Below are 25,337 nucleotides of genomic sequence, written 5' to 3' on the forward strand. Positions count from 1 at the left end.
CTCATGACCGCCGCCCCCTGGCCGTGCCGTTGCCGTTCCCGTCCGAGTCCGGCACCTCGCCGAACTCGTCGCCGCCCGCCGTATCCGCGCCGTCACCGCCATCGGCGGGCGGTCCGAACTCCCAAGCCTTTCCGGCCGGGGCCGACAGCACCGTGTCAGCGGGCAGCAGCATGTTGATCTCGTTCTCCGTCTCGCGCATCGACTGCGGGACGGTGAGCACGTCCCATCCGCTGCCGTCCGCGTTGCGCAGCAGCCCCAGCACCGTCTGCTTCTGCTTGGTCTGGCCCCGGTAGCCGAGCTTTCCCTGCTCGCCCTTCTTGGCCGACCAGGCGTCGCGCAGCGCGTCGATGCGCTCGGCGAGGTATCCGCGGGCCCGGTCCCCGTCCACCGCTTCCGCACGCGCCAGCAGCCGCCGCTCGACGTCCTGCACGCGCGGATCGTCGAGGTCCACCCCCTCGGCGTCCACGTTGTCGGAGAAGTCGTCGCAGGCCTGCCTGACGGCGGAGACGTACGTGGCGGTGGTGCCCCGGTCAAGCGCCCGCCGCGTGAACGGGGTCACCGAAAGCGCCTCGACCTGCCGGTAGAACGTCGCGTGGTAGTGCTCGAAGTCCTCGAAATGAGCGAGATCCCGAGGCCGTGCCCAGTTGTAGAGCGTGACCACGATTCCAGGCCGCTTGGCCTGTCGTCCGACGCGGGAGGACGCCTGGATGTACTCGGCGGTGTTCTTCGGCTGCCCGGTGACGACCATCAGGCCGAAGCGGGAGACATCCACGCCGACCTGGAGCATCGACGTGGCCAGTACGTAGTCGACCGGCTTGCGGTGCGGCAGGGCAGGCAGGACCCGCGGCTGGCGCGCCTTGCCAGCGTCCCGGAACTCGTCGATGATCGCCTGCTTTCGCACCGACGTGTCGTGCTCCGGGTTGAACCCGATCTCCAGCCGCTTGAGGGTGGCGCTGATGTCCGCCGACGAGATACGGGAGGTCAGTTCCTGGAGGTTGAGCATGTCGGTGTCGCGCAGCAGTCGGTTGGCGATGCCCCTGCGGCGTCCGTTGGCCCGCAGCCGGCTGGGCACGTCGTCGTCGAGGACCCGCCGCATACCGGCGAGCTCCTTGGTTGCGTTGAAGTACCCGACCACCGTCATGTACGGATCGGCGGGAGCGCCGTAGAGGTCGAACATGTGCTGCCCGGCGAGCAGCAGGATCTCCGCAACACGGATCTCGGCAGCCTTCATGCGCACCCCGTGCGCGCACACCCCGTAGTAGCGCCGCCCCGGGTTGTCGCGGCTCACAACTACCTGCTGGGAGAAGAAGGTGTCACCGACATCAACCACCTGTGGCGGGAAGATCGCCAGGTCCCGGGCGAACACCCCCAGCACCTGGGCGCGGGCGTTGCGGGTGGTGGCCGTCGATGCGACGATCTTCGGCCCGGTCTCCCGGAGTTGGCCGTGGGCGTCCTTCACTCGCCAGGTGCACAGCTGGTCCACGGCCGACTCGAACAGCCCCACCGTGGTACCCAGCGCCCCGGAGATCAGGTGCAGCTCGTCCTGGATGATGAGATCCGGCGGCCGCAGCCGTCGCGGCATCGGCCGGCTGGTCACGGCCTTGTGCTTGTCCTTGGCGTTGTGCCGGGACCCGCAGCCGGTCTCCTCGTCGAGGTCGTTGTGGCGGTAGCCGTGCCGCTCGCAGTACTCGGTCACGCGCCCGAACAGCATCCCGGCATAGCCGCGCCACGGCAGCTGGGCGAGCTTGTCCACGGTCGCGATCAGCATGCTCGGCACCAGCCGGTAGATCTCCTCGTCGACCGTAAGGATCGGCAACCCCTCACCCTGTGCCTTCATCCGCGAGAACGGGCACGGCTTCTCATCCTCCCCACGCGGGCAGTACACGATGATGCGACGCCGCACGTCGTCCGGTGACACGTCCCGCCAGGCGCGCAGCTCCTCTCCGCACCACGGGCAGGACAGCACCTGCAGGACGTTCGCATGCCGACCTGAGGCGGACTCGGTGGCCTCGGCGATCTGCTGCGTCGCGTCCCCGTACCAGTTCGGCGAGACGCCGGCACCGACCCACAGCCCGATACGGAAGGGTCGGCTGCCCCAGACCTTCTCGTCCTCCCTGCGCAGCACCTCCGTTGCGCACACGAGGGCGGAGGCCCGCTGGAACTGCTGGGCCGTCAGCAGTCGCAGGGTGTAGCGCATCAGCACGGCGACGCCGTCCCGACCCTCGCGGGCGTCCTCGCCCTCCCCGACGATTTTCTGCAGCCGCCGGATGGCGAAGGTGTAGGCCGTGAGGCCCAGGTAGGCCTCCGTCTTGCCGCCGCCGGTCGGGAAGAACAGCAGGTCGACCGTGGCGGTGCTGTCCGCCCGGCGTTCCTTGTGCGCCGGATCGGTGAGCGAGCACAGGTTGAGCAGCACGAACGCCAGCTGGAAGGGATACCAGCTCGCGGCTGCGGGGCCGCGGCCATCCACCTCGGCGTAGGCCGCCGCGTACGTAGGCGGCTTCTCGCCGCCCTCGGCCCGCAGTGCGGCCGTCGCCGTGGCGCGCCGCTGCATGGCCATCGCCCGGTTGGCGAAACGGAATGCCTGCAGTGCGTCCTTGTCGGCGTGCAGCAGGTCGATGCCGAGCGCGATCCTTGCGCACGCGTCGCGGGCCTCGTCGACCGCACGCAGCGCCGCGGTCCGCAGCTCGCCCGACAGGGACTGCGCCTTGGCGGACTGCTGTTCCAGCCACCCGTCGTATCCGTCGGCCAGTGGCTGCAGGGCCTTCAGCAGCTCGTCGCGCCGCTCCCACACGGCCAGGTCGGCGAGCTTGTCCATGCTCACTTCGAGACCGGCGAGCAGCGGCTGCTGCGCCGCACTGGGTGCGACCGTGGCCGGTACGTCCTTCACCGGCAGCCATGTCGTCTCCAGCTTGACCGCGCGGCGCCCCTTCGGCAGAACCCTCGCGTGCACGGCGACGTTCCGCCCGTGCGCATGCTTCAGCTCCTGCCGGTACAGCAGTCGCAGATGTTGCTCTTCGGGACTCTCCTGGATCCGACCGTGCTCGTCGGACAGCGGGTCATCGATCGGCAGGAAGACGCTGGACTGCCCGTCGAAGGAGGTGACCTCCAGCTTCGTCTGGAACAGCCATTGCCCGTCCCGCAGTTCACGGGACTCCTCCAGCGCGTTGATCAGCGACACGTCGACGAAGCGCAGGTTGTCCGCACCGTCAACCGTGCCGGGACGCTCCCGCACATGCACATCGAGCCGGATGCAGGGACGGTTCGGGTCGTTCTCGTCATCGCCCTCCAGGACGGTCCGGAAGGTGCCCCGGGCGTCGACGGGGACGTCCACCTCGTGGCGCACCGGCTCCCGCGACCACGTGCGCACCGTCCGGCCGTCCTCGGTCTTGCTGTCGTTCTGCCGGTACCGACCCCAGCAGGCGACGACACTGAGCATGCCCACATCGGCCGGCACCAGAAAACTCAGGCCCATCGACGACGCCCACAGCCGCCCGGCCGCCTGCGGCGTGAGCCGGTTCCCGAGCTCCGCGTCCTGCCCGTCACCCTCTCCGCTGACCTCGGTTTCCGCTTGGCCCGCGGCGACATTCACGGGCGCGTCGGTCGGCGCGGGGCGGGGCCCGAGAAGTCCGACGAGGTAGCGGTCGCGGGGCCCCGCGCTGTTCGGCGGCAGCACTTCAGTCTCGTTGTCCGCCCACGGCCCCAGCAGATCCCATGAGATCAGGTCGCCGAGCTCCTCCCGGACGTCGTACGACGACCCGGAACGGAAGGTCTGCGGGACCTCGTCGACGGGGTGGGGAACGCCGGGCTCCGGAGCAGGGGCGTTCTGTGGTGACGGCATGCGCGTTTCCCTCCCTGGGTGCTGACCGGCACCCGACGAACAACGATAGGGCGGCCCACCGACATAGTGGCGCCGCGACGAACTGCGTAGCCCAAGCGTTGCATTAGTGTACTCAGTTCACGAATTGCTTCTTCTGTCGAGCGGCGTACAGTGATACCCGTCCGGCAGCAGCTGACACATCCTCAACAAGATTGTCAGCAAACGCAGTCAGAGGGGCGGGAAGTGGACAGCGGCAGGGAATTCTCCGACGCCAGAGCCGAGTGGTGGGAGGGCATCATCCAGGAATTGGCGACCGAACTGGACTTCGCCTGCCCGGGGACGGATCGATTCCTCCCCCGGGATCTGGGAGACCTCACCCTCGTACAGGCCATGCTCATGGCCCGCACCGCACTGCGCGAACAGCGGGTGGCCGCCGCCACCGACATCGCCAACGAGCTCTACTCACTCTGGCCGGACCGGGAACCACCCCTGGAGGACTGCGCGGACCTGGTCGCCCGTCTCCTGCGCCACCTGCACGAGCACTCCCTACCGCTGCTGCGCCCCTGGCGGAGCTTCGACCTGTGGAGCGGGCTTCTCCAGCTGTACACCGCACGCCGCGCCGCCGCCGTCGGGGCGCTGCGTACGGCACGCGAACTTGACGAACGCTGGGCGCTCGACCCGAGGGCAATGAGCGACGGCTCCCTGGACAGGCCCCTCGACCCGGGAGCCCGATGGCAGTCGTTCGCCGCGTATCTGCGTGCCACCCAGCGGGACAACGTCACGGGATCCGCCCTCGGGCTGGTGGAGCGGACGCCCGTTGCTGAGCAACTGAGCAGGTCGGCCGAGTGGCTCGGGGAGTACCTCAGAGAGGCGCGGCACCTCGTCGCGCTCGGCAGCGGGAACGAGATCGCGGAGTACGTACGCCTACGAGCTGACGAGCTGAGCGCCGGCACGGGCAGCGGCCTCTGGGCGGATGTGTCGGCCGCGGCGGCAGACTACGGCAGAGTCTGTCGGCGCGTAAGCGGCGGCCTCACGACGTACGAGCAGGAGCTGTTCCAGGCGGCGCACGGTTTCCGGCAACGCGACTGGGAACTGATGTTGGAGGCCGACCTCGTGCGCGACGCGGGCGCCGGCCCCCACCCGAGGCCGCTCCTGTCTGACCCGCAGGCACCGGCACCGGGCTGGATGACGACCATGGTCGAGCTGGGTGTCAAGTCCAACTGGGGCGCGACACCGAATACCTTCACCTGGCACTCCCTGCCCGGCCACACCCCTTGGTGGTTCTGCGCCGTGCGCCCCGGACCCGAGGAACACATGGCGGCCAAGCTCGGCCACGACGGCCGGATTCAGTTCGAGGTCAGCAAGGACCGGCCGGGAGACCTGCTCATCGGCCTGCCCGACGACGAGCCCGAGAGCCTCCTCCACCACCTGCGCTTCCGGTACGACGAGGACGACCTCGACGACTTGTCCCGACTGCTGCTGCTCGCCACAACCGGATTCGCCCGTCTCGACATCCTCGCCGCACGGCAGGCGGGCGGGCTCCGGGTGCTGCGCACGATCAGGGTGGATGTACCCGGGGAGGTTCGGGACTTGTGCGGGGCGTACGCGTACGGCAGGCTGAGGACGCTGAGTGGCGAGGCCGGCGAGCCCGGGGCAGATGAGCTGACGCGGTGGAGTTCCAGGCGCGGCGGCGCAGGGCCGAAGGAAGACGGGGCCGAGAGGGGCGGCCTGGCGGTGAGCGAGGACCTGCCGCGCGAAGAGGAGTCGGCTCCCGTCTTCGACGGAGGGCTCTTCCAGCGCGACGACATGCTGTTCTGACCGCGGGGGCGTCCCTGATGGTCAGTCCCCGGACAAGGTCCGCTCTCTGGGTGTCGGACAAGAGCTGGCGTCCAGCTCGCACCAGACCGTTTTGGCAGAGGGTGGATCCGGGTCGACACCCCAGCGAGTGGCCAGGCTCTGGACGAGCAGCAGCCTGTGCCCGCCTTCGCGGCGGGTGGTGGCGGCGTTGGCGCACGGATCGGCGTCGGGCCCCACGTGCTTAGGCGGCTGCGGCAGACGTTCCCCACGCGGATCGGTCACCTCGATCCGGAGATCGGTCGGGCGCGCAGTGAGCAGTTCGTGCGGCTGGATCGGGGTGTCGTCCACGGAGAGGCGCAGTCGGAAGTCCCGGCCGGACACCTGGCCGTGCAGGATGGCGTTCGACGCCAGCTCGGCGACGAGGAGCGCGGCGGTCTCTGTGAGGTCTCCGACCAGTGCGGTCAGCCCCAGGCATCGAACTGGTTCACCGCGAGAAGACGGGCCAGCCGCGCCCTTCGCCGGGTGGAGCTGAACTGCTGGGCGAAGGTGCGGGCGGGGCTGGGGTGCGCGCGTGCGCAGGGGAGTGGCTCGAAGGGGAATTCAAACGGTAACCGTCTCGCCGCGCGTCGAGTCTGAACAGGACACCTTGGAGTACGCCCTGCCGGTGTACGATCCGGGTCCGACTTTATATGGGTGGCCCAGAGTGTGACGGGTGATTGACGTGGCGATAATGCCCGCAAGAGTTCACGCGCGAGACTCGAAAGACGCTCAAGGCATGTCGCCTGCCTTCGAGTCCAGCATCTGGGCTCACTTTCTCCTCTTCGCAGCCGAGCGAGAGTGCACGGTCGCCTGGCGCCTCACCGGGGCCGCCATAGCGTACGTAGACGTGCAACACGTCCACGGTCCACTCGCTCCGGAGAGCCGCCCTTGGGTATTGAACCAGGCAGTCAGGTCCCTCTTGATGAAGAGATGGTCGGCGCTATCGGCGCCGTTTGCGACACGATGACACGCGGTGGTCGTCCCCGGCCGATCAGGGAAGTGCGCGAAGTGGCAGACCTTGGTCTCGTGCCGCTCGGTCACCAGCTTCTTCGCCATAACTGCCGAGTGGTGTGCCGCACCAGAACCGCTTGCCCTGGAAGTGCGGCGGAACTGGCCAAGGTTGTAAAGGCTCTTCGGGGATGATGACTGCCTGGTCGGATGTCTTGGTGCTGGTTACGGTGGTTTGGAGGAGCCGGATGTCGAAGAATCACATGAGCGCGCTCCACTGGGCGGGAGTGAAGGGGCTCGGGCGTTGCGAATGAGGAAAGGGAGGGCCGCCGCCAGTGCTGCTCTGGGGGTTTGGCGGGGCCCGCGTGCGTTCAAATTAGAAGAGGGCATTTTGGGGCGGGAAGAGCCCGTCCTCCCTGAAGCCCTGTTCTGGGTCACCTTCCTTGGTGCCGGGATTCTCCCCCCGTTGAGCCCTCTTGGTCGAGCCTTTCGTCCGCTTTCCCTTGTGTAGCCCAGCAGCGATCTCGGCGGCATATCGCTCGTGGTTCAACTCGCGGAGGCGGTCGATGATCTCGGTGCGAACTACGGGACCGATGGTATAACGAATTCCCTGATCGGTATTGTGGAACCCGTGGTCTAGCGCGCCTGGGGCTGCTAGGAGGTCGTCCCAACCGTAGGCTTGCGTGGCGGCCTTGTCGATAGCGCGGTGGATGGCCCGAAGTTCGATGATGTCGTCATCGTGGCACTCGGAGTTGTGAATGAGGTTGTAGGTATCAGTAAGACCAATATGTCGACTCGACATAACGTTGTGGCGGGCCCTATCCAACTGAATTCCGAGATCGTGTAGATCGCTCGTTAGGTCAGGTCGCACTAGAGTCTCAAATACATCAGTCGGTGTGTAGTTGGTGCGTGTCTCGAGCGTTGAAGAGTACGTAATTGCCCACCAGTAATGATGGCCGCTGCTCAATAGTGCCAGCAGTCCGTATTCCTGAGAGGCGAAAATTGCCAATCGGTGGGAAAAGACCTGTCCTGTGGGTACCATCATGGGCATTACGACCTTGCTGACAAGCGTGATCGCAATGACTCTTTCGAGAGGTTCGATAGCTGCTTCAAGTCCGGAGCGGTAGTCGGCATACCGCCACCATCGACGTGCGTGGGCAGAACGATTCCGCTGCTCTCTTTCTGGCTTTACGTGGCGCTCCAGAATTTTCAGGCAGTCCTCATATGCCTGACACTCTTCAAGCGGCCAGTCGCGGAAATTGATGATCCATCGACTGGCCTCTGTGGTTGGATTTTGGTTAAGGTCTTGTCCTACAAGGTAGGGCTCCAATACTTTGGCGTTTCGTTTGTCCTTCCTTATCAAGGATGCCGCCTCTTCGATTGTCAGCAAGAAGCCCATGCCGTTTACGTGGTGTCCGATGAAGGCCAGTTTGCGATTCTCGACGAGTGGCATCACTGAAGGGTCAACCCGTGACGTAACTGTCAGGGAGGATGTGATGCCCAAGACGAGCTCGTCGTCGAGTTGGCGAGGAGTTTTTACTGCTTCGCCTGAGAGCCAAACAGCGCAGTATTCAAGTGATGCGCTCTTGGATGGCCAGGGCTTGCTTCGCGTGGCTCGGTAAATTTCTCTGGATGCTCCGGCTACCTGGTCTAGGGAAACTGCTCGAGTGTCTCCCTGGGCAAGGCTATTGGTTGCGACTAGCCCTAGGGTTCCTGCGGCCTTTGTGACTTGATGGCATCGCATGAAGAAAAACGCGATCAAGTCTGTATTGGTCTTGCTGATTCCGTTGGATACGTGTGCAACTAGGGTCTTGCGAAAAGAGGAGCCGAGGGAAGGGGAGATCTTGGGTCCGCCCAAGAAAGGTGGATTCCCAATCACCGCATCAAACCCACCCCCTTCAAACACCTCCGGAAAAACCAACGGCCAGTGCACCGGCTCCCGTTCGAACCCCCCCTCCGGCAGATTGGTAGCCAGCCACTCCCCCGCCAGCGCCCGAGCCTCCTCCGTAGCTCCCTCAAGCCCCTTGGCCACGGCGAACCCCATGCCCGCCGCGGCCATCGGAGCCTCGGACCTCTTCAGAGACCACCCATGCCGGGCCATCTCCTTCTTCAGCGACTCCCGTGCCGGCAGCGGACCGCTCCCGTACGAGGCCAGAGCAGCCCCTGCCGTCAGGTCGGCGAGCAGGCTGACCCGGGCCGCCCGCTCCTGGACGTCCGCGAGTATGGCCCGCTTCTCCGCGATGTCCTTCAGCGTCTCGCCCGGCATGTCACCGATCTGCTTGCGGTCCTCGGCGAGTTCGTGGACCAGCTCCCGTACACCCGCCGTGAAGTCGATGACGCCCCGCTTGTGCCGCTCGCGGCCCCGTCGTGCGTCGAGGTCCATGACCTCCAGTTGCTCCACAGACGTGATGCCCAGCAGAGAGTCCCCCGCCACCAACCGGTCGTCCAGGAAGGTGAACGGCCGCTCCGGGTCCATGGAGATCAGCCACAGCGACAGCTTGGCCATCTCCACCGCCATGGGGTTAATGTCCACCCCGTAGAGGCAGTGTTCGATGATCAGGCGCCGGGCGCGGATCATCACCGGGTCGCTCTCCGCGTCCGCCGCCGTGACCGCGCCCGCCTGGTCGCGGTGGCTGCCGCGGAACGCCAAGGCCTCCTCGTCCTCCTCCTCGACCCAGGCGTCGACGAGCCGGTCCGCGAGGTAGCGGCAGGCGGCGACCAGGAAGGCGGCTGAACCCATCGCGATGTCAGCGACCTTGAGCTTCAGGATCTCGTCCGGCTTGATGAGCTTCCACTGCTTGTCGTCCGCCGTCTGGAGCGGGCCCGGCCGGTAGACCAGCGGTTCCAGTGCTCCCTCGGCGACCTGCTGGGCCAGGGCGCGCGGTGTGTAGTGGGTGCCGGTGTTCTTGCGGAGGCGGGACTCCGTGACGTACAGGCCGTCCTCCGGGATCACCACCGGCAGGCTACGCAGATCGTCGCGGAGCAGCCCGTGGAAGGGGAGGATGCGCTCGGCCAGTTCGCGGTCGTTCTCGGTGACCGCGAGAAGGCGGTGAAGGGCCTTGCCCCGCGCCTGCTCGTCGCCGTGGGCGAGCAGCTTCTCCATCTTCGACGCCGTGGCCGGCGGCTTGGGGTCCTTGAAGCGCTCGTACAGCTTCTTCGCGAAGCCCGGCAGGTTCGGCTTCTGGCCGGGGACAGCGCGTGCGCCCACGCCGAACGGGGCGGCCAGCTCCTCCAGTTCGGTCAGGCTCACCTCGTGTTTCAGGCCGGGCTTGCCGACGAGCCCGAGCACGGTGTCCTGAGCGCGCTTGCCGTCGTACGAGAGCAGGCCCTCGTACACGTAGCCGATCTGCTCCACGTCCAGGGCGCGGAAGGTCAGCCGGCGCCGCTCCTTGTTGACGACGACGAATTGCACCGAGTCGAGGACGTGCAGGACGGTGCGGTCGTCGATCGGGAGGAGGGAGGTGTGGCCGTCGGCAGCTCGCGTGGCGTCGCCGTCCGTGCCGTCCGCGCCCTCCGGGACGGCCTCCAGCCAGGGGAAGGGCTTCGGGTCGAAGATGGAGCCGTCGTACGCGGGCAGCGTGAGCAGCGGGTGGTCCACTCCGCCATGCACGGCGTGGAAGAGAGCGATCAGTCGGTGCCAGGCGGCCGTCGTGTGCTCCAGGGAGTCCTCGCCGTCCGCGCGGCGGCGCTTGTCCAGCGTCTCGTAGAGCCGCCCGGCCGAGTACGCCTCCGCGTACAGCTCGTTGTCCGCGGGCAGCAGGCCGCGTTCCTCGGCGAAGAGTAGGAAGACGACGCGCATCATGACCGCGACGGCGCCACGGTAGACCTCGCTCGCAGGCACGCCCGACAGGCCCTTGCCGCCGCGCTTGACCATCCGGGCCTCGGCACGGCCGATGGAGTCCACCAGGAGTTCGACCGCCTGGCGGACCTGGATGCCGAGGGCCTCGGTGACGTCTTCCTGGCCTTCCAGGCTCTCGCGGAGCAGCGCCGGGAGAAGCTCGTCCTCCGGCCGTCCGAAGAAACGGCCGCGCCGAAGGAGGGAGACCCAGGCGCGGACCGCCACTAGGTCGGCCCGTTCGTTCCAGGCGATTGTGTCGAAGGTAGCGCTCGTTGTGACTCCGCCGGGCGGTGCCCAGACCAGGGACCACCAGCGGCCGTCGGTGACCAGACCCAGCTCGATGCCGTGGTGGCGCAGGACGTGGGCGAGCCGATCAACTCCGCTCGCCGACCAGGAGTCGCCCCTGATACGGCGGGTCGGTGCGGTGTCGGGTGGCAGGACCAGGCCGAGGATCGGTACCTGCTTGGCGGCGGTAGCGGTGTCCGGTTCGGCGGCGGGGTCGGTGCCGGGGTGGATGAGGGCGAAGTCGGGACGGATGGTGGTGTCGGCCCCGGGCGGGCTGACGGCGAACCGGTCCAGCAGCGCGTCGTCCTCGGCCAGGCTCTCACCGCTATCGCCGAACTGCCCGGCGCCCTCCCGTAGATGCAGGGCGTCGTCCCACTCCAGCAGGGTGCGCAGCAAGAAGTTGATCCACTCGAGGCGGCCGGCGCCCTTGCGGTCGTCCTGCCAGATGCCGTGGTGGAGGCGAATGTCGGCGCGGCGCTCGCTGGGGACGCCCTCCAACTGCTGCCAGGTGCGCAGCAGGACCGGCAGTGTGAGGAACGGGCCGGACACCTCGACGAGGTTCAGCCAGTCCAGGTGCTGCTGCTTGCCGTCGGACGCCTTCGCGGCACGGATCGCGGCGGCGGAGGGGCGGCGGCCTCCAGAGCGGGGCGCGGGGCTCATCAGTAGGCCTCCTTGGCGGGGATGACGAAGACGATGGCGACCGGGAAGAGGTGGTCCTGCGGGTCACGGTAGCGGGCGGCGATCGCGGCGAGTTCGCGTCGGCGCTCGTCCTCAAGGCCGTCGAGCCGGGCCCTCCAGCGCTTGCGGTCCTCGGTGAGCTGGCGGCGCTCGTCGGGGTCCTTCAGTTCCTCCAGGCCGAAGAGCGTGTCCATCCCGCCAGCAGGGGAGGCCGCTGTGCCGGAGGAGGTCTCGCCGAGCCGGGCGCGCAGGGTGCGCTGGAGGCGGTCGAGGGTGCCGTTGATGCGCTGTTCCTCGTCGGCCTGGCGCTCGGCCAGCCGATCCATCAGGGACGCCTTGCGCTCCTTGCCGCGCGCCTCGACGGACTGGGTGAGGCCCTCGTACGTCTTCGGCCAGCTCTGCTGCAGCCGGTGGAGCAGACGTTCCTTGGCAGGGCGGCCCTCGGTGAGCGCGCGGTCCAAGATCGAGGCGACCGCCTCCACACCGCGCAGCCGCCGCTGCCAGCCGTTGTCGCCCAGCCAGCCGCCCGCGTGCAGGATCTCCTCGTGGAGGCGCTGCCCGTCCGTGCCGACCAGCACGAACCGGGCAAACGCGCCGACGAAAGTGGTCTCCAGGGCGGGGTCGTCGCTGACGACGGCCGTGATCCGGCGCAGGTCGACGTTGTTTGCGTTCCACACGGCCGCGCGCAGCAGCCGCGTCGACATGGCAACCAGCGGATGGTTCAGATGGGCCAGCACAATGTCGGGACGCCCTGAGGCCGCCGTCGCGTCGAATGTCACCGGGCGCAGGACGTCGGGGCGGAGCTTGTCGGGCAGGCCGCGGGTGGCGCGCTCCCAGGAGCCGGTCAGCGGCGGCACGGTGAACAGTCCCTGCCGGAAGTCGTCCTCGGACGGCGCGTTCTCGTCGAGGCACGGTACGAGCGGCTGCTGCCGCGCCAGGTTCAGCGCCGTGTTCACGACGCGGGCGACCCGATCGGGGGTGATGCCGAGTTCTTCGGTGGTCTGCTTCAGCTGGGCGCTGAGCCGCCGCACCTGCTCGGTGACGTTCTGCTCGGCGTTCACCTTGCCGCCGGTGGGACGGCCCTTGATCTTCCTGGCGCGGGCGTTCTCGATGTCGAAGTCGCTGAGCTGCCCCGTCATCCGGAGCTGAACCTTCTCGGCGAGCACGGCGTTGACCTCGCCGAGGTCCTCCTCCATCCGCGCGACCTTTTTCGCGATACGGGCGAGGAACTCCAAGTCGGCCTCGTACACATCGGTCCTGGCCTTGTCCCAGGCGGCACCCACGAAGTGCATGATCTGCGGGTTGTGACGCTGGCCGTAGCGGTCGATACGGCCGATGCGCTGTTCCAGCTTGTTGGGGTTGAACGGGATATCGTAGTTGATCAGGTGCCGGCAGTGGTCCTGGAGGTCGATGCCCTCACTGGCGGCGTCAGTGGCGAGGAGGATGCGGACCTTGCCCTCGGGGGTGTGGGGCGGTTCCTGGAAGGCGAGCCGGATCTGCTCGCGCTCGTCGGCGTTCTTCCCGCCGTGGAGGGTGAGGACGCGACCCTCCTGGGCGAGCCCCTCCTGCTGGAGCAGGTTCAGCAGCCAGTCCTGGGTGTCGCGGTACTCGGTGAAGACGACGACCCGCTCGTTCCCCCACGTCCCGCCGGTGAGGCAGATGACCCTGAGGGTCTTGATGAGCTCCTTGGCCTTGACATCCGGGGACGCCTGGTGGGCCTGGCCCCAGTGGGCCATCCGCTCCAGCAGCTCGGCCTCTTCCTCGGACGTTCCCGGGGTGACGGTGGCGGCGCGAGTGATCGCGTCGTGCTCGGCCTCGGAGAGTTCCTCGTCGTCGAGGTCGGCGGCGTAGTCCTCGTACTGGGTGATCCACAGTGGAGTTTCCACCGGGGCCTGAACGTCCTTGTTCCTGCCGGACTTCGCCTTGGCGCGCACCGATTCGAGGTGGACGTTGACCGTGTGCGCGAAGGCGGCGGGGGAGGAGAACAGCCGTTTCTTCAGCAGCAGGGTGACCAGGTCGACGGCTTTCCGGCCGCCGCGCCGGTCGGGAGCGACGCGCTTCGTGCGCAGTTCGGCATAGCGGGTGAGGAGGGCGTGGATCTCGCGTTCGGTGTCCGGGTACTCGACGGGCAGCGCCTTGGACTCACGGGGGTGGAAGCGCGGGCTGCCGTCCTCGTTGGTCACGGTGCTCTTCAGACGTCGTACGACGGTGTCGTCGAGGGCGGCCTTGTCCGGCTCGACGCTGCGGAAGAAGCGCTGGTTGTCGATGAGCTCCAGCAGCGCCGTGTAGGAGTCCTGGTAACCGTTGTGCGGGGTGGCGGAGAGGAAGAGCCGATGCTCGAAGTGAGGGGCGAGGCGCCTGATCAGCTTGGTCTGCTGGGAGTCGACAGCGTAGATCTGCTTGGGCGCGCTGGGGGCGACGTGGTGCGCCTCGTCCAGGATCAGCAGGTCGAAGGTACGGCGTCCGGGGCGGCCCGGCAGCTCCGTGGACCCGCCGGGCGGCAGAACCTCGTCGATGAGCCTCTGCGCCTTGGGCGTACGCAGCCAGGGAAGGCTCACGATGGTCATCGGGAACACCCGGAACGGGTTGGCGGCGCTGCTGTGCGTGCGGCGCAGCTCGGCGCAGCAGGCCGAGTCGACCACGGTGAAGTCGAGGCCGAACTTGTCCGCCATCTCGTCGCGCCACTTGAGGGTGAGTCCCGCCGGGCAGACGACCATGATGCGGTGGGCCCGGCCGCGCAGCCGCAGCTCCTCGGCGACCAGTCCGGCCTCGACGGTCTTGCCGAGGCCGACGTCGTCGGCGAGCAGCAGGTTGACGCGGGGGGCTCCGACGGCGCGTGCGACCGGCTCCAGCTGGTACGGCTCGATGGCCACCCCGGAGCGGAAGGGTGCCTGGAGCGTCTTGACGTCGGCGGAGGCGACGGCGGACCAGCGGACTGCGTCGAGGAAGGCCGCGAGCTGCTCCGGAGGGTCGAACGCCCCCGCGGAGGCGTCGGGAAGGGAGCCGGCGGGCAGCACGCGACGTCCCGGCTCAACCTCCCATATGACGGACAGGGTGTCGCCGTAGCGGCCTTCGGCGACGGACTGCAGGTGCACCACCGTGACATCGCCCGTCGGGGCGGCTTCGACGCCGGACACCACCCAGTTCTGGCCACGCACTTGGACGAGAGCGTTCTCCTTGGGCGGCGCGACGATTGTGGAGGCTTCGGAAGTACGGGTGGTACCGGGCATGCGGACATCCTCCACTATCGGCGAGACGCGGTGCCTACCGGAGCTCTCATACTAGCGAGCGATTCGTTCGTTGGCTTAGTTCACGCAGATGCTTTTCGGCTGCGATGGACCTCGGCCGGGCTTACTGCGGGAGATGGAGAGTGCGGGTCAGTCTGCCCAACCGGCCGACCAGGCGCTCCACCTCGGCATGCGCGGGATGGTCCGCAGGCAGCGCGGTCCGCTGATCGTCGGCGAGTGAGCGCAGGGCCTCCAGGGCTTTGCCGGCCGAGCCCGAGCCCGCGAGGAGCGTGGCGATCTCCCGACGGGTCTCCAATACCTCCGGATGCAGTGGGGAAAGCACCTCCTTCTGGAGATCGAGCGCCTGACGAAGCTCCCGGAGAGCGGCGGAGTTGTGTCCGAGACGGCCGAGGCAGCGGGCGGCCATCACCCGGCACGCCGCGAGGTCGGCGTCCGGCGCGGAACGGGCCGACGCGAGGGTCTCCGTGAGCTCCAGACAACCGTCGCGCACCGCTTGCAGCTCCTGAGCCTCGAACTGCAACCGCAGGATGGCCAGCCTGCGGGAGACGACCTCCGGATGGGATAAGCCGAAGCGAGGCAGCGCCGCGTCGAGATCCTTGCCCAGCAGCTCCAGGGCCTGGGACAGCCGCCCCTCGGCTGCAAGGCGTTGCGCGCGCTCGCGCAGGTCCTCCGGGTCCGAGGGCACGGGTGACCCGGCTCCCGAGGGGGTCCGTGGCTGCGGCGTCCGGGCGGGAGGCTGTGCGGCGAGGGGCGGGGCCGGGGCGTGCTCCTCGTCCGGAGGAGGGTGACCCGGAAGGTCGGAGTCGCCACGCGGCGGGCGTGCGGTGGGCGTGCCGGGCCCGGGAGCATCTGCGCGGGCAGCCTTCGGCACCGCCTGTTCTGCCCAGGGCGCGAGGACCTCCCGGACTTCGCCCGCGTCCGCGGGGCGATTTTCGGGACTCTTCGCAAGCAGGCGGGAGATCAGCTCGCACAGTTCCGCCGGTGCGTCGTCGCGCAGCCGGTCCAGCGGGACCGGGGCATCGGCGATGTGCTGGACCACCAGGGCCAGCGGCTCGTCGGCGGTGAACGGCGGTCGGCCGCCCAGGATCTCGTAAAGCACGCAGCCCAGCGCGTACAGATCACTGAGGGGGGTCGCCGCCTGCCCCTTGCCCTGCTCGGGCGAGATGAAGCCCGGAGTCCCGGCCACCATGCCGGCGCCCGTCAACCGTGGCCCGTCCGGCGGCTGCAGCGCGGTGGCGATACCGAAGTCGAGGACGCGTACCGTGCCGTCCGCCGTGAGCATGACGTTCCGGGGCGTCAGATCCCGGTGGACGAAACCGCGTCCATGGGCCTGTACCAGTACGGAGCACACCTGGGCGCCCACCGCAGCAGCCCACTCGACGGGGAAGGGCCCGCGCTGGGCCACCAGCCGGTCCAGCGTGTGCCCGTACACGCGCTGCATCACCAGATAGAGCCGACTTGCCCGATGGGTGCCCGCATCATGGATGACCGGTACGTAGGGATGCTCCAATTTGGCCATCAGCCGGGCTTCCCGGGTGAAGCGGATGACGGCGGGGTCCTGCGGATCGAGATGACGCGGGATCCCGGAGACAGTCGTCTGCGGAGTCAGCAGCTTCACCGCCACGGACCGGTCCAGCCGCTGATCGTACGCCGCCCACACTTCGCCCATGCCGCCTCTGCCGAGCAGCTCCGCCAGCTCGTAGCGGCCGTCGATCAGCTCGCCTGTCGACATGTGCTGGTCTCTCATCGCCTCTCCCGCACTCCGTCGTCGACCCGGGTTGCCAGCCGTCGCGGAGAGGACGGGAACCGGAACGGCCGCGTGACGTCCATACCCTCCTCCACAACCGAATCCGACGATGCGTCAGATGCGGACGAAGGGGCATGGCGGGCCAGGAGGGAGTACACCGAGGCGTCGGCGGGCCGCTCGTCGAGATGCTTCGCAAGGAGCCGGACGACCAGATCTTCGAGCTCTGGTGGGATATCGGGGTGGAGTGACGTGAAGGTAGGGGGCGCACTGTTGCAGTGCGCCAGCACGAGGAACGCTGGCGTCGGGGCGGTGAACGGAAGCTTCTCGCTCAGCATGAAGTGCAGTACGCAGCCCGGTGAGTAGAGATCGGCCCGGTGGCCGACGTGGGAATAGGGGCCGCCTTGCTTGGCGCCCTGTAGTCCGGTGCGCCGATGTCCTCTCGCGGCGGGCAACTGTGTGGGCGGAGCGCCGGGCGCGGCCACCAAGCCGAAGTCGGTGATCTTCAAGATGCCGTCGGGTGCAACCATGATGTTCTGCGGCTTGAGATCCCCGCTTACGAGACCTGTCGCGTGCATGGCGGACAGTCCGGCGGTGATCTGCGCGCCCGCAGCGGCGGTCGCCGTCACACTGAGCGGAACATGCTCCGCCACAGTCGCCATGCCCGGCGCGAGTTGCATGACGAGATACTGCATTGCCTTCCACTCACCGGCGTCGTGCACGGTCGCTACCTGGGGATGGTAGACCCGGGCGGGAGCGGCGGCCTCACGCCGGAAGCGCTGGATGACGCGCTGCCGTTCGTCGTCGGCGCCGAGGATCTCCGTGCGTATGAACTTGAGGGCGACCTGCCGTTTCAGGCGCAGGTCGGTGCTGTCCCAGCCTTCGCCCATCGCTCCGTGGCCGATCGGAGTGCACAACTCGTAGCGATCGGCGATGCGCTCTCCGTGAGACATTCCGGGCCTCCCCAAGCTCGTACGCCTCATGACATGACAGCGCGTAAGCGATTGCTGACGATCCTAGGGCAGTTGAACGAGCTGTCTGTCGCGACCAAGAGGGCTCTGTGGTCAGGGCACGGTGGTGGGCCGCGTATTGCATGGTCGGAGAAGGCACTTCAAGCAGTGAGGGCTGACGCTCCAGCGTCCGGACAAGCGGGCTGTCGAGCAGGACGGGAAGCGCCCGCGTCCGGCGCGGAGGAAACCTGGCTGGCGATCCGAGCCCGGGCGAAGGCGGAGAACGGGGAGGTCCTCTTCCGCTACCAGGGTGGGGTCCGCTTGGAACAGGTCACCGGCCGCACTTCATGGTCTTACCGAGTCGTTCGACGCGAAGGTCATGTGCCGCTGCCTGGACCGGCTCGTCGGTCACTTCGACCGCAAGCTCCGCCTGACCATCGACCGGCACTCGGCCCACTGCTCGGAGACCTTCCGGACCTGGCTCGCCAGCCACAAGGATCGGATCGAGCTGAACTTTCCGCCCTCGTACCCATCCGAGCTGAATCCCGAGGAGCTGGTCAACGCCGATCTCAAGCACAGCTTGCCCAGGCACACGATCAGGCCGGACCTGCCGCCGAGATCCGCCGCTTCTTCCGCTGACGCCAGCCACACGTCTTCCGTGGGTACTTCGGTGGTCCGCACGTCCGCTACGTCCTGGATGGGAGCCCTTACGAGTTTCTGATCAATAGTGAGCGTGGGTTGAAAAAAGCGGTGGTCGTGCTTTTTGGTGAGCGTGCCCGCAGGGGAAGCGGTGATGCGCTCGAAGTATCTGCAGGAGTGGTGTTCCGCTCTGAGGATATCCACGGTGTGGTGGTCGCGTTGTAGCCGCGATCAACGGAGGTTTGCCGTGGCGAATAGCGTTTTTGCCGCCTCATTCCTGCTGCTTCTCTTTGGGGTGGCTGGTCCGTTTGTGTTCCTTGGCGTGCGCGCATTGATGGAACCGGGAGTCGGACGTCATCGTGCAGCCAGGCGCCATAGTCCAATGTGGGGAGGGTGGCGATGACACGGAGCCGTGTTGTGCTTCCGCTTCCGTTTGTGGTGTGGCGCTGGACGGACCAGACGCACAATGTTGCAGTTCAGGCCCGTACTGCTCTGGGGTGCGCGCTCGATCGGCTTGGCTGCGTTGGCGAAGCAGCGAGTGATGTCGTGTGGGCTGTATCCGAACTGGTCGCCAATGCGGTCGAGCACGCTGTCGGGCCGTACGAGATGCGTCTTCGCCCTTGCGAGGAGCGGGGAATCGTCTGCGAAGTGGAGGATGGGGATCCGTGTATTCCTCCACTGCCGAAATTCTCGAAAGAAAGCCCCCTTTCGCCTTTGGAGGAGGACCGTGGTGGTGGTTCGGATTCCTTGTGGGCGGTACTGGCCGAACGCGGGCGAGGGCTGCACATCGTGCATTACCTCACCAATGGTCACTGGGGGTTCCAGGGATGGGAAAGCGGGAAGGTTGCCTGGGTGAGACTCCCAGATCCCGATCGGCGCTGACCGCGGACTGGGGGAGGCCTTGTCCTCTCCCGGGTCGCGGATCCGCTTGACCATCGCTGAGACGTTCATGCAGCAGAGGGCTCTTCGGTCAAATGATGGAAGAGCCCTTTGTGTGCGGGTGATCCCTACGCAGTGCATCTGATATTCATGCAAGTAAGCGACCCTGAGATTACCCCTCTTGCGGGTGATTGACCGGCGTACTGCGCGAATATTCGTGACCTTCTCCCCTATCTTGGGGCAGCGCCTGTGCTGCACTGGTGATGGGAGACGGGGATGCGGATGGCACGCCATCGGACCGGAGCGATCCTGGCGTTGACGAGTGTGGCGTTCTCCGGAGCGCTGCTGGCAGGTTGCTCGAAGGCCTCATCGGATGCGGAGCCGCAGTCAGAAAGGGCCGGCGAGACGCCGGACGCCCACGATGCGCGCGCTGTCGAGCGCCGGGAAGCCCTTGCGGCCTACCGGGCGATGTGGGATGACGCCGTCGCCGCTGCAGCTACGTCCGACGCAAAGCATCCGAGGCTGCACGCCCACGCCTCCGCCGGGGCGTTGGAGCTGCTCCGCTACATGATGAGAGAGAACCGCAAGAAGGGGCTCGTTGCGAAAGGGCGGCTTCATCTCGACCCCGAGGTGGAGAAGAGCCAGCCGACGAAGGTGTTGATTCGGGACTGTGCTGATGCCACCGGCTGGCTGCGGTATGCCGAGGATGGAGAGCTGGAGAACGATGTGCCCGGCGGGCATCACCGCGTCGATGCGACCGTGCGGCAGCGAAGTGGGATGTGGCGAGTGGAGGATCTGTACCTCCACAAGGCGGGGACATGCTGAGGTCTCGTCCCGTCCTCCCGGTGGCGGCAGCGGCGGTCTGCGGTGCGGCACTGCTTGTTCCCAACGACGCGGTGGCCGATGACGGGCTCAGTACAGGGGCCGGCGTGAGGTGTGTCCCCGGGGCATGCACCGCGGAAGCGAGGAGTACGCGGAGGAAGCCCGCCGCTGCGGTGGGGAAGAGCGGCACGGTGCCTCACCGGAAGGCGGCGAAGACCGGTGGTGGCAGAGTGCCGAAGGGACCGCCGGAGATCGTCGCGAATGGCTGGGAGTTCGATCTGGGCGGCGGCATGGGGATCATGCCTCGCTTTGACGGTGCGGAGCGGAAGAAACCGGCGCGGGGCGCAAAGCGACAGGTGCCGGTGGACGTAGTCGTCCAGCGTGCGGTGGAGCGGCTGGAGTTGCCGCGGCCGGTGATCCGTGCGAGTCCGGATGAGGACTTGGTGCAGGTGGTCCACGTGCCGACGTGGATGTGGGTGGACCGCTCCGCCTGGGAACCGGTGTCGGTGTCGGCCGCGGTGGACGGCGTCGAGGTGACGGCCACAGCCAAGCCGCGGAAGAGCGTGTGGTCGATGGGGGATGGCCGGACGGTGATCTGTCAGGGGCCGGGGACGCCCTACTCGGCGGCACACAGTCCCAGGGAGTCTTCGCCTGACTGTGGTCATACCTATCGGCGAGCTTCGTTGTCCGCCCCGGGTGGGGCGTACACCGTCTCCGTACAGGTGACCTGGGATGTCGAGTGGCATGGGGTTGGGCAGTCCGGGGTTGTGCCCGGGCTTGTGATAGCCGCCGAACGTCCGCTGGTGGTGGACGAGGTGCAGGCCGTCGTTACGGGCTGACGGCCTCCCGCACCAGCCTGGCCCCGGAACGGCGGGCCGGCTCGGTCGATGTCGGAATTCTTTCTGTCAGCGAGGTGAGTGGTGGGTACCCCCATGTCTTCTTCGACCCTGAAGGGCGGCGGGTTCAGGGTGCCGGGGACGCGCGAGCCCGGCCCGGAGCAGCAGCCAACCGTGACCGGCAGCCGGCGCCGCAAACTCGGCTGGGTGTGGGCCGGGCTGGGAGCGGTAGTTGTCTCGGCGGTCGGATTCGCGCTGGCCGCGCAGGCGGTGGGGGAGCGGGACCAGGTTCTGGTGCTGGCCCGGGACGTGCCGGTCGGCCACGTGCTGAAGCCGGGTGACGTGCGTGCGGTGCAGGTGGCGGCGGACGCGGGAGTGGTACCGGCCGCGGAGCGGGGGGCGGTGCTGGGGCGGCGGGCACGGGTACCGCTCGTAGCCGGCTCGCTGTTGGCCCCCGCGCAGCTGGGGCCGAAGGCCGCCTTTCCGCCGAAGGGCTTCTCGCAAGTGGCGCTCGCCGTGGAGCCGGGAGGCGCACCGCCGAGTCTGGCTGCCGGGGAACGTGTCGCGGTCCTCCCCGGACCGGACGGCACTGGCGCCCTGCCGGAGAACGAGGAGAAGAAGGCCGCTGCGGTGGCGGGGACGGTGACCGGTGTGCGGCAGGCCGAGTCGGCGGGCGGGCCGCGGGTGGTGACGGTACTCGTCGAGACCGCGGCCGCACGGCGGGCGGCACAACTGGAGCATCCCCGCGTCGTGGTGCTGCCTGCCCAGGGGCGGGAGGCCCCGTGAGGCGGCTGGTCGTGCTCGGCTCCGTTTCCGGTGCGCCAGGAGTGACAACCACCGCTCTGGCACTGACCGCCGTATGGCCGGTCGAAGCGGACGGCGGGGTGCGGCCGGTCATGGTGGAGGCGGACGGCTCCGGCGGTGACCTGATGATCCGCTTCGGCCTCCCGACGGCACCTTCGCTGCTGGACGTGGCGGCCACGGCCGGGCAGCCGTATCCGGGCTCCTTGCTGGGAGCGGCGAGCGAGTTGCCCTGCGGCGTGCGGACGGTGGTCGCGGTTCCCGGCCGCGGTCCGTGCAGCCAGGCGGTACGGCTGCTGGCCGGCGAGGCCGGGCTGCGGGTGCTGCGCGGCGAGAGCGATGAACGCGGCACGGTGCTGCTCGACCTGGGGCGCCTCGGCGAGGACGTCCAGCCGCTCATGGCCGCAGCGGACCAGGTGGTCCTGGTGACCCGGGGCGGGGCGGAACCCCTGACCCATGTGTCCGCCTACGGGCTGGACGCCGACCGCTATGCCGGGCGGCTGATGCTGGCCGTGGTCGGGCCGAGCCCTTACCCAGCGGAGGAAATCGCCGCTTCCCTCTGCATCCGGCAGGTGACCTTCCTGCCCTGGGATGCCAGGAGCGTGGCGGCCCTGAACAGCCTGAAGCCGGGCGCGCTGCGCGCCACCGGGTTCCGCAGACCACCGCTGATCGCTGCCGCGCGAGCGCTGGCCTGCCGGCTGGCGGAACCGCCAGGCACCGGCACCCAAGCGGGAGTCGTCGAGGCGGAGAACCTGGCCGGACGCCCCGGAGCCCAGTTGACTGGGCAGCGCCACAGCGGGCTGGCCCAGGCCCCCGGATAAGGAGGAAGCGGATCGTGAGCGAGCAACTCATGGCTCCTGGAGCGGCACCTGCGGGCGGTGAGCGGGAGCTGGCCGGACTGGTGCGGCAAAGAGTGGCCGCCCGGCTGGCCGCGTACGCCGGTGAGCGCGAGCTCGCCGGGCTACCTGCGGAGGATGAGGCGGCCCGGCGGACCACCGTGGGGCGGCTGCTGGCCGAGGAACTGGGAGCGCAGCGGCGGCTGTTCCTGGCCCAGGGCGGACAGATCCTCGACCCGGCGGTCGAGCAGCGGATCGCCCAGGCCGTTCAGGACGCTTTCTTCGGCACCGGAAGCCTGGAGCGGCTGCTGGCCGACAGCTCGATCGAGAACATCTGCGTCAACGGCTGCGACGTGGTGTGGGTCAAGGACGCGCAGGGCGCCTGGCGCCGCGAGAGTCCGGTGGCCGGCTCGGACGCGGAACTGGTGGAGACGATCCGCGGCTTGGCGGCGCAGGCGGAGGGGGAGGAGCGGCGCTTCGACCGGGCGGTGCCCCGTCTGAATCTGCAGCTTCCGGACGGCTCACGGCTGTTCGCTGTCATGGCGGTGACCGGCCGGGTCTCGCTGACGATCCGCCGGCACCGCTTCCCGGCGGCCTCCATGGCCGAGCTGGTGCGGCTGGGCGTGTGCGATGAGCAGCTCGCGATGTTCCTCAGGGCGCTGGTGCGGGCGCGCAAGAACGTCGTCATCGGCGGGGGCACCAACGTCGGCAAGACCACCGTGCTGCGCGCCTTCGCCCACGAGATCCCACCGCACGAGCGGCTCGTCACCATCGAGGACACCTTCGAACTCGGACTGGACGCCGATCCCGTGGCCCATCCGAACGTGGTGGCCATGCAGGCCCGCGAGCCGAACATCGAGGGGGAGGGCGGCATCGACCAGGCCGAACTGGTGCGCTGGGGACTGCGCATGTCCCCGGACCGGGTCATCGTCGGCGAGATCCGCGGGTCCGAGGTCATCCCCATGTGCAACGCCATGAGCCAGGGCAACGACGGCTCGCTGTCCACAATCCACGCCTCCACCTCACGCGGGGTCTTCACCAAGCTCGCCTCCTACGCCGCGCAGTCTCCGGAACGGCTCTCGCTGGAGGCGACGAACCTGATGGTGGCCTCCGCCGTCCACTTCGTCGTCCACCTGGGCTGGGACGCCGCGGGCCGCAGGGTCATCGACTCGGTGCGCGAAGTCGTCGACGCGGACGGGACCCAGATCGTCTCCAACGAGGTCTACCGGCCCGGCGCGGACGGGAGGGCCGTACCCGCAACCCCCGTACGCGCGGAGACTCTCAACGACCTGGTCGCAGCGGGGCTGGATGTCCGGGCCACGGTCCACCAGGGCTGGGGGCAGCCGTGACGAGTACCGCGTTCGGACCCGGAAGTCTGACCGGAGCCGCAGTGGTGTGCGGGGCGGCGTTCGGCCTCGGGCTGGTGGCCATCGGCTACGGCGCCGTACGACGCGAGAGGCGGGAGAGCCGCACCGCCCTGTGGCCCGTGGTGGTGGCGCGACTGCCAGGGGAGTGGACCACGCGCCGCGTGCTCATCGCGGTCGTGGTCGGGGTGGTCGTCGGGGCGCTGACGGCGTGGCCGGTGGCGGCGGTGCTGACCACGGTCGCCGTACTCACCCTCCCCGGACTGCTCGGCCCGGACCGGGCCGCCGCCCGGCGCACGGAGCGGATGGAAGCACTGGCCACTTGGACGGAGATGCTGCGCGACACCCTGTCCGCGGCCGCCGGCCTGGAACAGGCGGTGCTGGCGACCGCCGACATCGCCCCCGCCGCGCTGCAGCCCGAGATGCGGAAGCTGACGGCCGCCATTCGCTCCGGCCGGCCGCTGCCCGTCGCTCTGGAAGCCTTCGCCGAGGACGCGGACGATCCCCTGGCCGATCTCGTCGTCGCCGCCCTGACGACGGCGGCCCGTCAGCAGGCCGGCCAACTCGGACCTCTGCTGGGGGAACTCGCGGAATCGGTACGCGAGCAAGTGGCCATGCGGCAGCGCATCGACGCCGGCCGCGCGACCGTGCGCACCGGGGTGCGCGTCACCGTGATCACCACCCTCGGCATGGCGACCGGCCTGGTGATCTTCAACCGCCCCTACCTCGACCCCTTCAACTCACTGACCGGACAGGTGGTCCTCGCGGCCGTGGGAGCTCTGTTCGCCGCGAGCTTCGCCTACCTGACCGCGGCCGGACGGATCGAGGAACCCGCCCGGCTCATCGGCCCTGCGGGCCCAAAGGCGGCGGGCATTGAAGCGGGAGGTGCCCGGTGATCGTCATGCTGCTGGGTGCCCTCTTCGGAGCCGGAGCGACGGCTCTCGTCTACGGGCTGCGTCCTGCCCGTCCTGCTCTGGCCGATGTCCTCACCGCCCTCAACGCACCCGTACCGGCGACTGCTGCACCACAGGAGGCAGAGGAGCCGGAATGGGCCACGCGGCTGGGCCGGCGCGCCGTTCCGCTGGTGCGCGCTCTCGGCTTTCCCACCCCCTCCCTCCGCGCGGACCTGGCCGTCTGCGAACGAGACGAGGAGCAGCACCTGGCGGGCAAAGCGGTCTGCGCCGCAGCCGGGCTGCTGGCCCCCTGGGCCACCGCGTTGCTGCTGCGCCTGGGAGCGGGCGTGGCCCCGGGATGGTGGATGCCGCTGGCCGGTTCACTCGCCCTGGCCGCGGTGCTGTTCTTCGCTCCGGACCTCAACGTCCGTCACGAGGCCACGCGACGGCGGAGGGAAATGCGCCACACCCTCAGCCTCGTCCTGGACCTGGCCGTGATCGCGCTCGCGGGCGGCGCCGGGGTCCAGCAGGCTCTTGCCCAAGCCGTCGCCGCACCTCAGGGGTGGGCTGCCGCACGCCTGCGGCACGCCCTGCACGTTGCGCAGGTCACCCGTAGCAGTCCTTGGCCCCACCTGGGCGATCTCGGGCGCCGGCTGGACGTTCCCGAACTCACCGAACTCGCCTCCACCCTGACCCTGGCCGGAAGCGAAGGCGCCAAGATCCGCAGCTCACTCGCCGCCAAGGCACGGGCGATGCGACGGCGCAGGATCTCCGAAGCCGACGGCGCCGCCCAAGCGGCGACCGAGCGGATGTCGCTGCCCGTGGTGGGACTGTTCGCCGCCTTCCTGCTGCTCATCGGCTATCCGGCCCTCGGCCACGTCATGTCCGTGAGCTGACACCTACCGCACCACACCAGACCAAGG

At 68.5% G+C, this 25,337-nt stretch carries 16 protein-coding genes; 10 read left to right on the forward strand and 6 right to left on the reverse strand.

What is annotated here, in order from left to right; all coding sequences use genetic code 11:
• Window position 1: 1 nt before the first annotated feature.
• Window positions 2–3,838 carry a DISARM system helicase DrmA gene (gene drmA / locus KBZ10_RS15330; RefSeq protein ID WP_210988183.1) on the reverse strand — a complete coding sequence of 1,279 codons (3,837 nt, stop codon included), beginning with the start codon at window positions 3,836–3,838 and terminating at the stop codon, window positions 2–4.
• Window positions 3,839–4,060: 222 nt separating this feature from the next.
• Between drmA and KBZ10_RS15335 the strand changes: the two genes are divergently transcribed.
• Entirely contained in the window at window positions 4,061–5,635 is a 1,575-nt protein-coding gene (locus tag KBZ10_RS15335; RefSeq protein ID WP_210988184.1) for a hypothetical protein, read from the forward strand.
• 21 nt (window positions 5,636–5,656) lie between these two features.
• On the opposite strand, the gene KBZ10_RS15340 is transcribed toward KBZ10_RS15335, so the two are convergent.
• The 5 genes from KBZ10_RS15340 to KBZ10_RS15360 form a co-directional block, all read right to left on the reverse strand.
• Window positions 5,657–5,962: an ATP-binding protein gene (locus tag KBZ10_RS15340; protein ID WP_374223359.1), complete on the reverse strand. Its 306-nt coding sequence runs from the start codon at window positions 5,960–5,962 to the stop codon at window positions 5,657–5,659.
• Window positions 5,963–6,977: 1,015 nt separating this feature from the next.
• Window positions 6,978–11,384 (reverse strand): Eco57I restriction-modification methylase domain-containing protein, encoded by a 4,407-nt coding sequence (locus KBZ10_RS15345; RefSeq protein WP_210988185.1) that lies wholly within the window; start codon window positions 11,382–11,384, stop codon window positions 6,978–6,980.
• Window positions 11,384–14,632, reverse strand: a complete 3,249-nt coding sequence (gene drmD, locus KBZ10_RS15350) for a DISARM system SNF2-like helicase DrmD (protein ID WP_210988186.1) — start codon at window positions 14,630–14,632, stop codon at window positions 11,384–11,386. Before drmD ends, KBZ10_RS15345 begins: the two co-directional genes overlap by 1 nt.
• A gap of 121 nt (window positions 14,633–14,753) precedes the next feature.
• Window positions 14,754–16,397, reverse strand: coding sequence for a serine/threonine-protein kinase (locus KBZ10_RS15355; RefSeq protein ID WP_210988187.1), 1,644 nt, complete (start codon window positions 16,395–16,397; stop codon window positions 14,754–14,756).
• Window positions 16,394–17,347, reverse strand: coding sequence for a serine/threonine-protein kinase (locus KBZ10_RS15360; RefSeq protein WP_210988188.1), 954 nt, complete (start codon window positions 17,345–17,347; stop codon window positions 16,394–16,396). The genes KBZ10_RS15355 and KBZ10_RS15360 overlap by 4 nt, the downstream gene beginning before the upstream one ends.
• 172 nt (window positions 17,348–17,519) lie before the next feature.
• On the opposite strand from KBZ10_RS15360, the gene KBZ10_RS30580 reads away from it, so the two are divergent.
• The 9 genes from KBZ10_RS30580 to KBZ10_RS15405 all read left to right on the forward strand — a co-directional run bounded on the left by KBZ10_RS30580 (window position 17,520) and on the right by KBZ10_RS15405 (window position 25,310).
• Window positions 17,520–18,065, forward strand: a complete 546-nt coding sequence (locus KBZ10_RS30580) for a transposase (protein WP_210988226.1) — start codon at window positions 17,520–17,522, stop codon at window positions 18,063–18,065.
• A 317-nt stretch (window positions 18,066–18,382) separates the two neighbouring features.
• Window positions 18,383–18,865 carry an ATP-binding protein gene (locus KBZ10_RS15370; RefSeq protein ID WP_210988189.1) on the forward strand — a complete coding sequence of 161 codons (483 nt, stop codon included), beginning with the start codon at window positions 18,383–18,385 and terminating at the stop codon, window positions 18,863–18,865.
• Window positions 18,866–19,144: 279 nt separating this feature from the next.
• Window positions 19,145–19,687: a hypothetical protein gene (locus KBZ10_RS15375; protein ID WP_247702410.1), complete on the forward strand. Its 543-nt coding sequence runs from the start codon at window positions 19,145–19,147 to the stop codon at window positions 19,685–19,687.
• A 227-nt stretch (window positions 19,688–19,914) separates the two neighbouring features.
• Window positions 19,915–20,523 (forward strand): hypothetical protein, encoded by a 609-nt coding sequence (locus KBZ10_RS15380; RefSeq protein WP_307847452.1) that lies wholly within the window; start codon window positions 19,915–19,917, stop codon window positions 20,521–20,523.
• A 93-nt stretch (window positions 20,524–20,616) separates the two neighbouring features.
• Entirely contained in the window at window positions 20,617–21,306 is a 690-nt protein-coding gene (locus tag KBZ10_RS15385) for an SAF domain-containing protein (protein WP_210988190.1), read from the forward strand.
• Window positions 21,307–21,347: 41 nt separating this feature from the next.
• Window positions 21,348–22,142 (forward strand): hypothetical protein, encoded by a 795-nt coding sequence (locus KBZ10_RS15390; RefSeq protein ID WP_307847454.1) that lies wholly within the window; start codon window positions 21,348–21,350, stop codon window positions 22,140–22,142.
• Window positions 22,143–22,156: 14 nt separating this feature from the next.
• A complete protein-coding gene (locus KBZ10_RS15395) occupies window positions 22,157–23,506 on the forward strand; it encodes a CpaF family protein (protein ID WP_210988191.1) in 1,350 nt (449 codons plus the stop codon).
• Window positions 23,503–24,417 carry a type II secretion system F family protein gene (locus KBZ10_RS15400; protein ID WP_307847455.1) on the forward strand — a complete coding sequence of 305 codons (915 nt, stop codon included), beginning with the start codon at window positions 23,503–23,505 and terminating at the stop codon, window positions 24,415–24,417. The genes KBZ10_RS15395 and KBZ10_RS15400 overlap by 4 nt, the downstream gene beginning before the upstream one ends.
• The gene (locus tag KBZ10_RS15405) at window positions 24,414–25,310 is read left to right on the forward strand and encodes a type II secretion system F family protein (RefSeq protein WP_210988192.1); all 897 of its coding nucleotides are present in this window, start codon (window positions 24,414–24,416) and stop codon (window positions 25,308–25,310) included. Before KBZ10_RS15400 ends, KBZ10_RS15405 begins: the two co-directional genes overlap by 4 nt.
• Window positions 25,311–25,337: the final 27 nt, after the last annotated feature.

Source organism: Streptomyces sp. F63 (genome assembly GCF_018070345.1).
Lineage (GTDB): Bacteria > Actinomycetota > Actinomycetes > Streptomycetales > Streptomycetaceae > Streptomyces.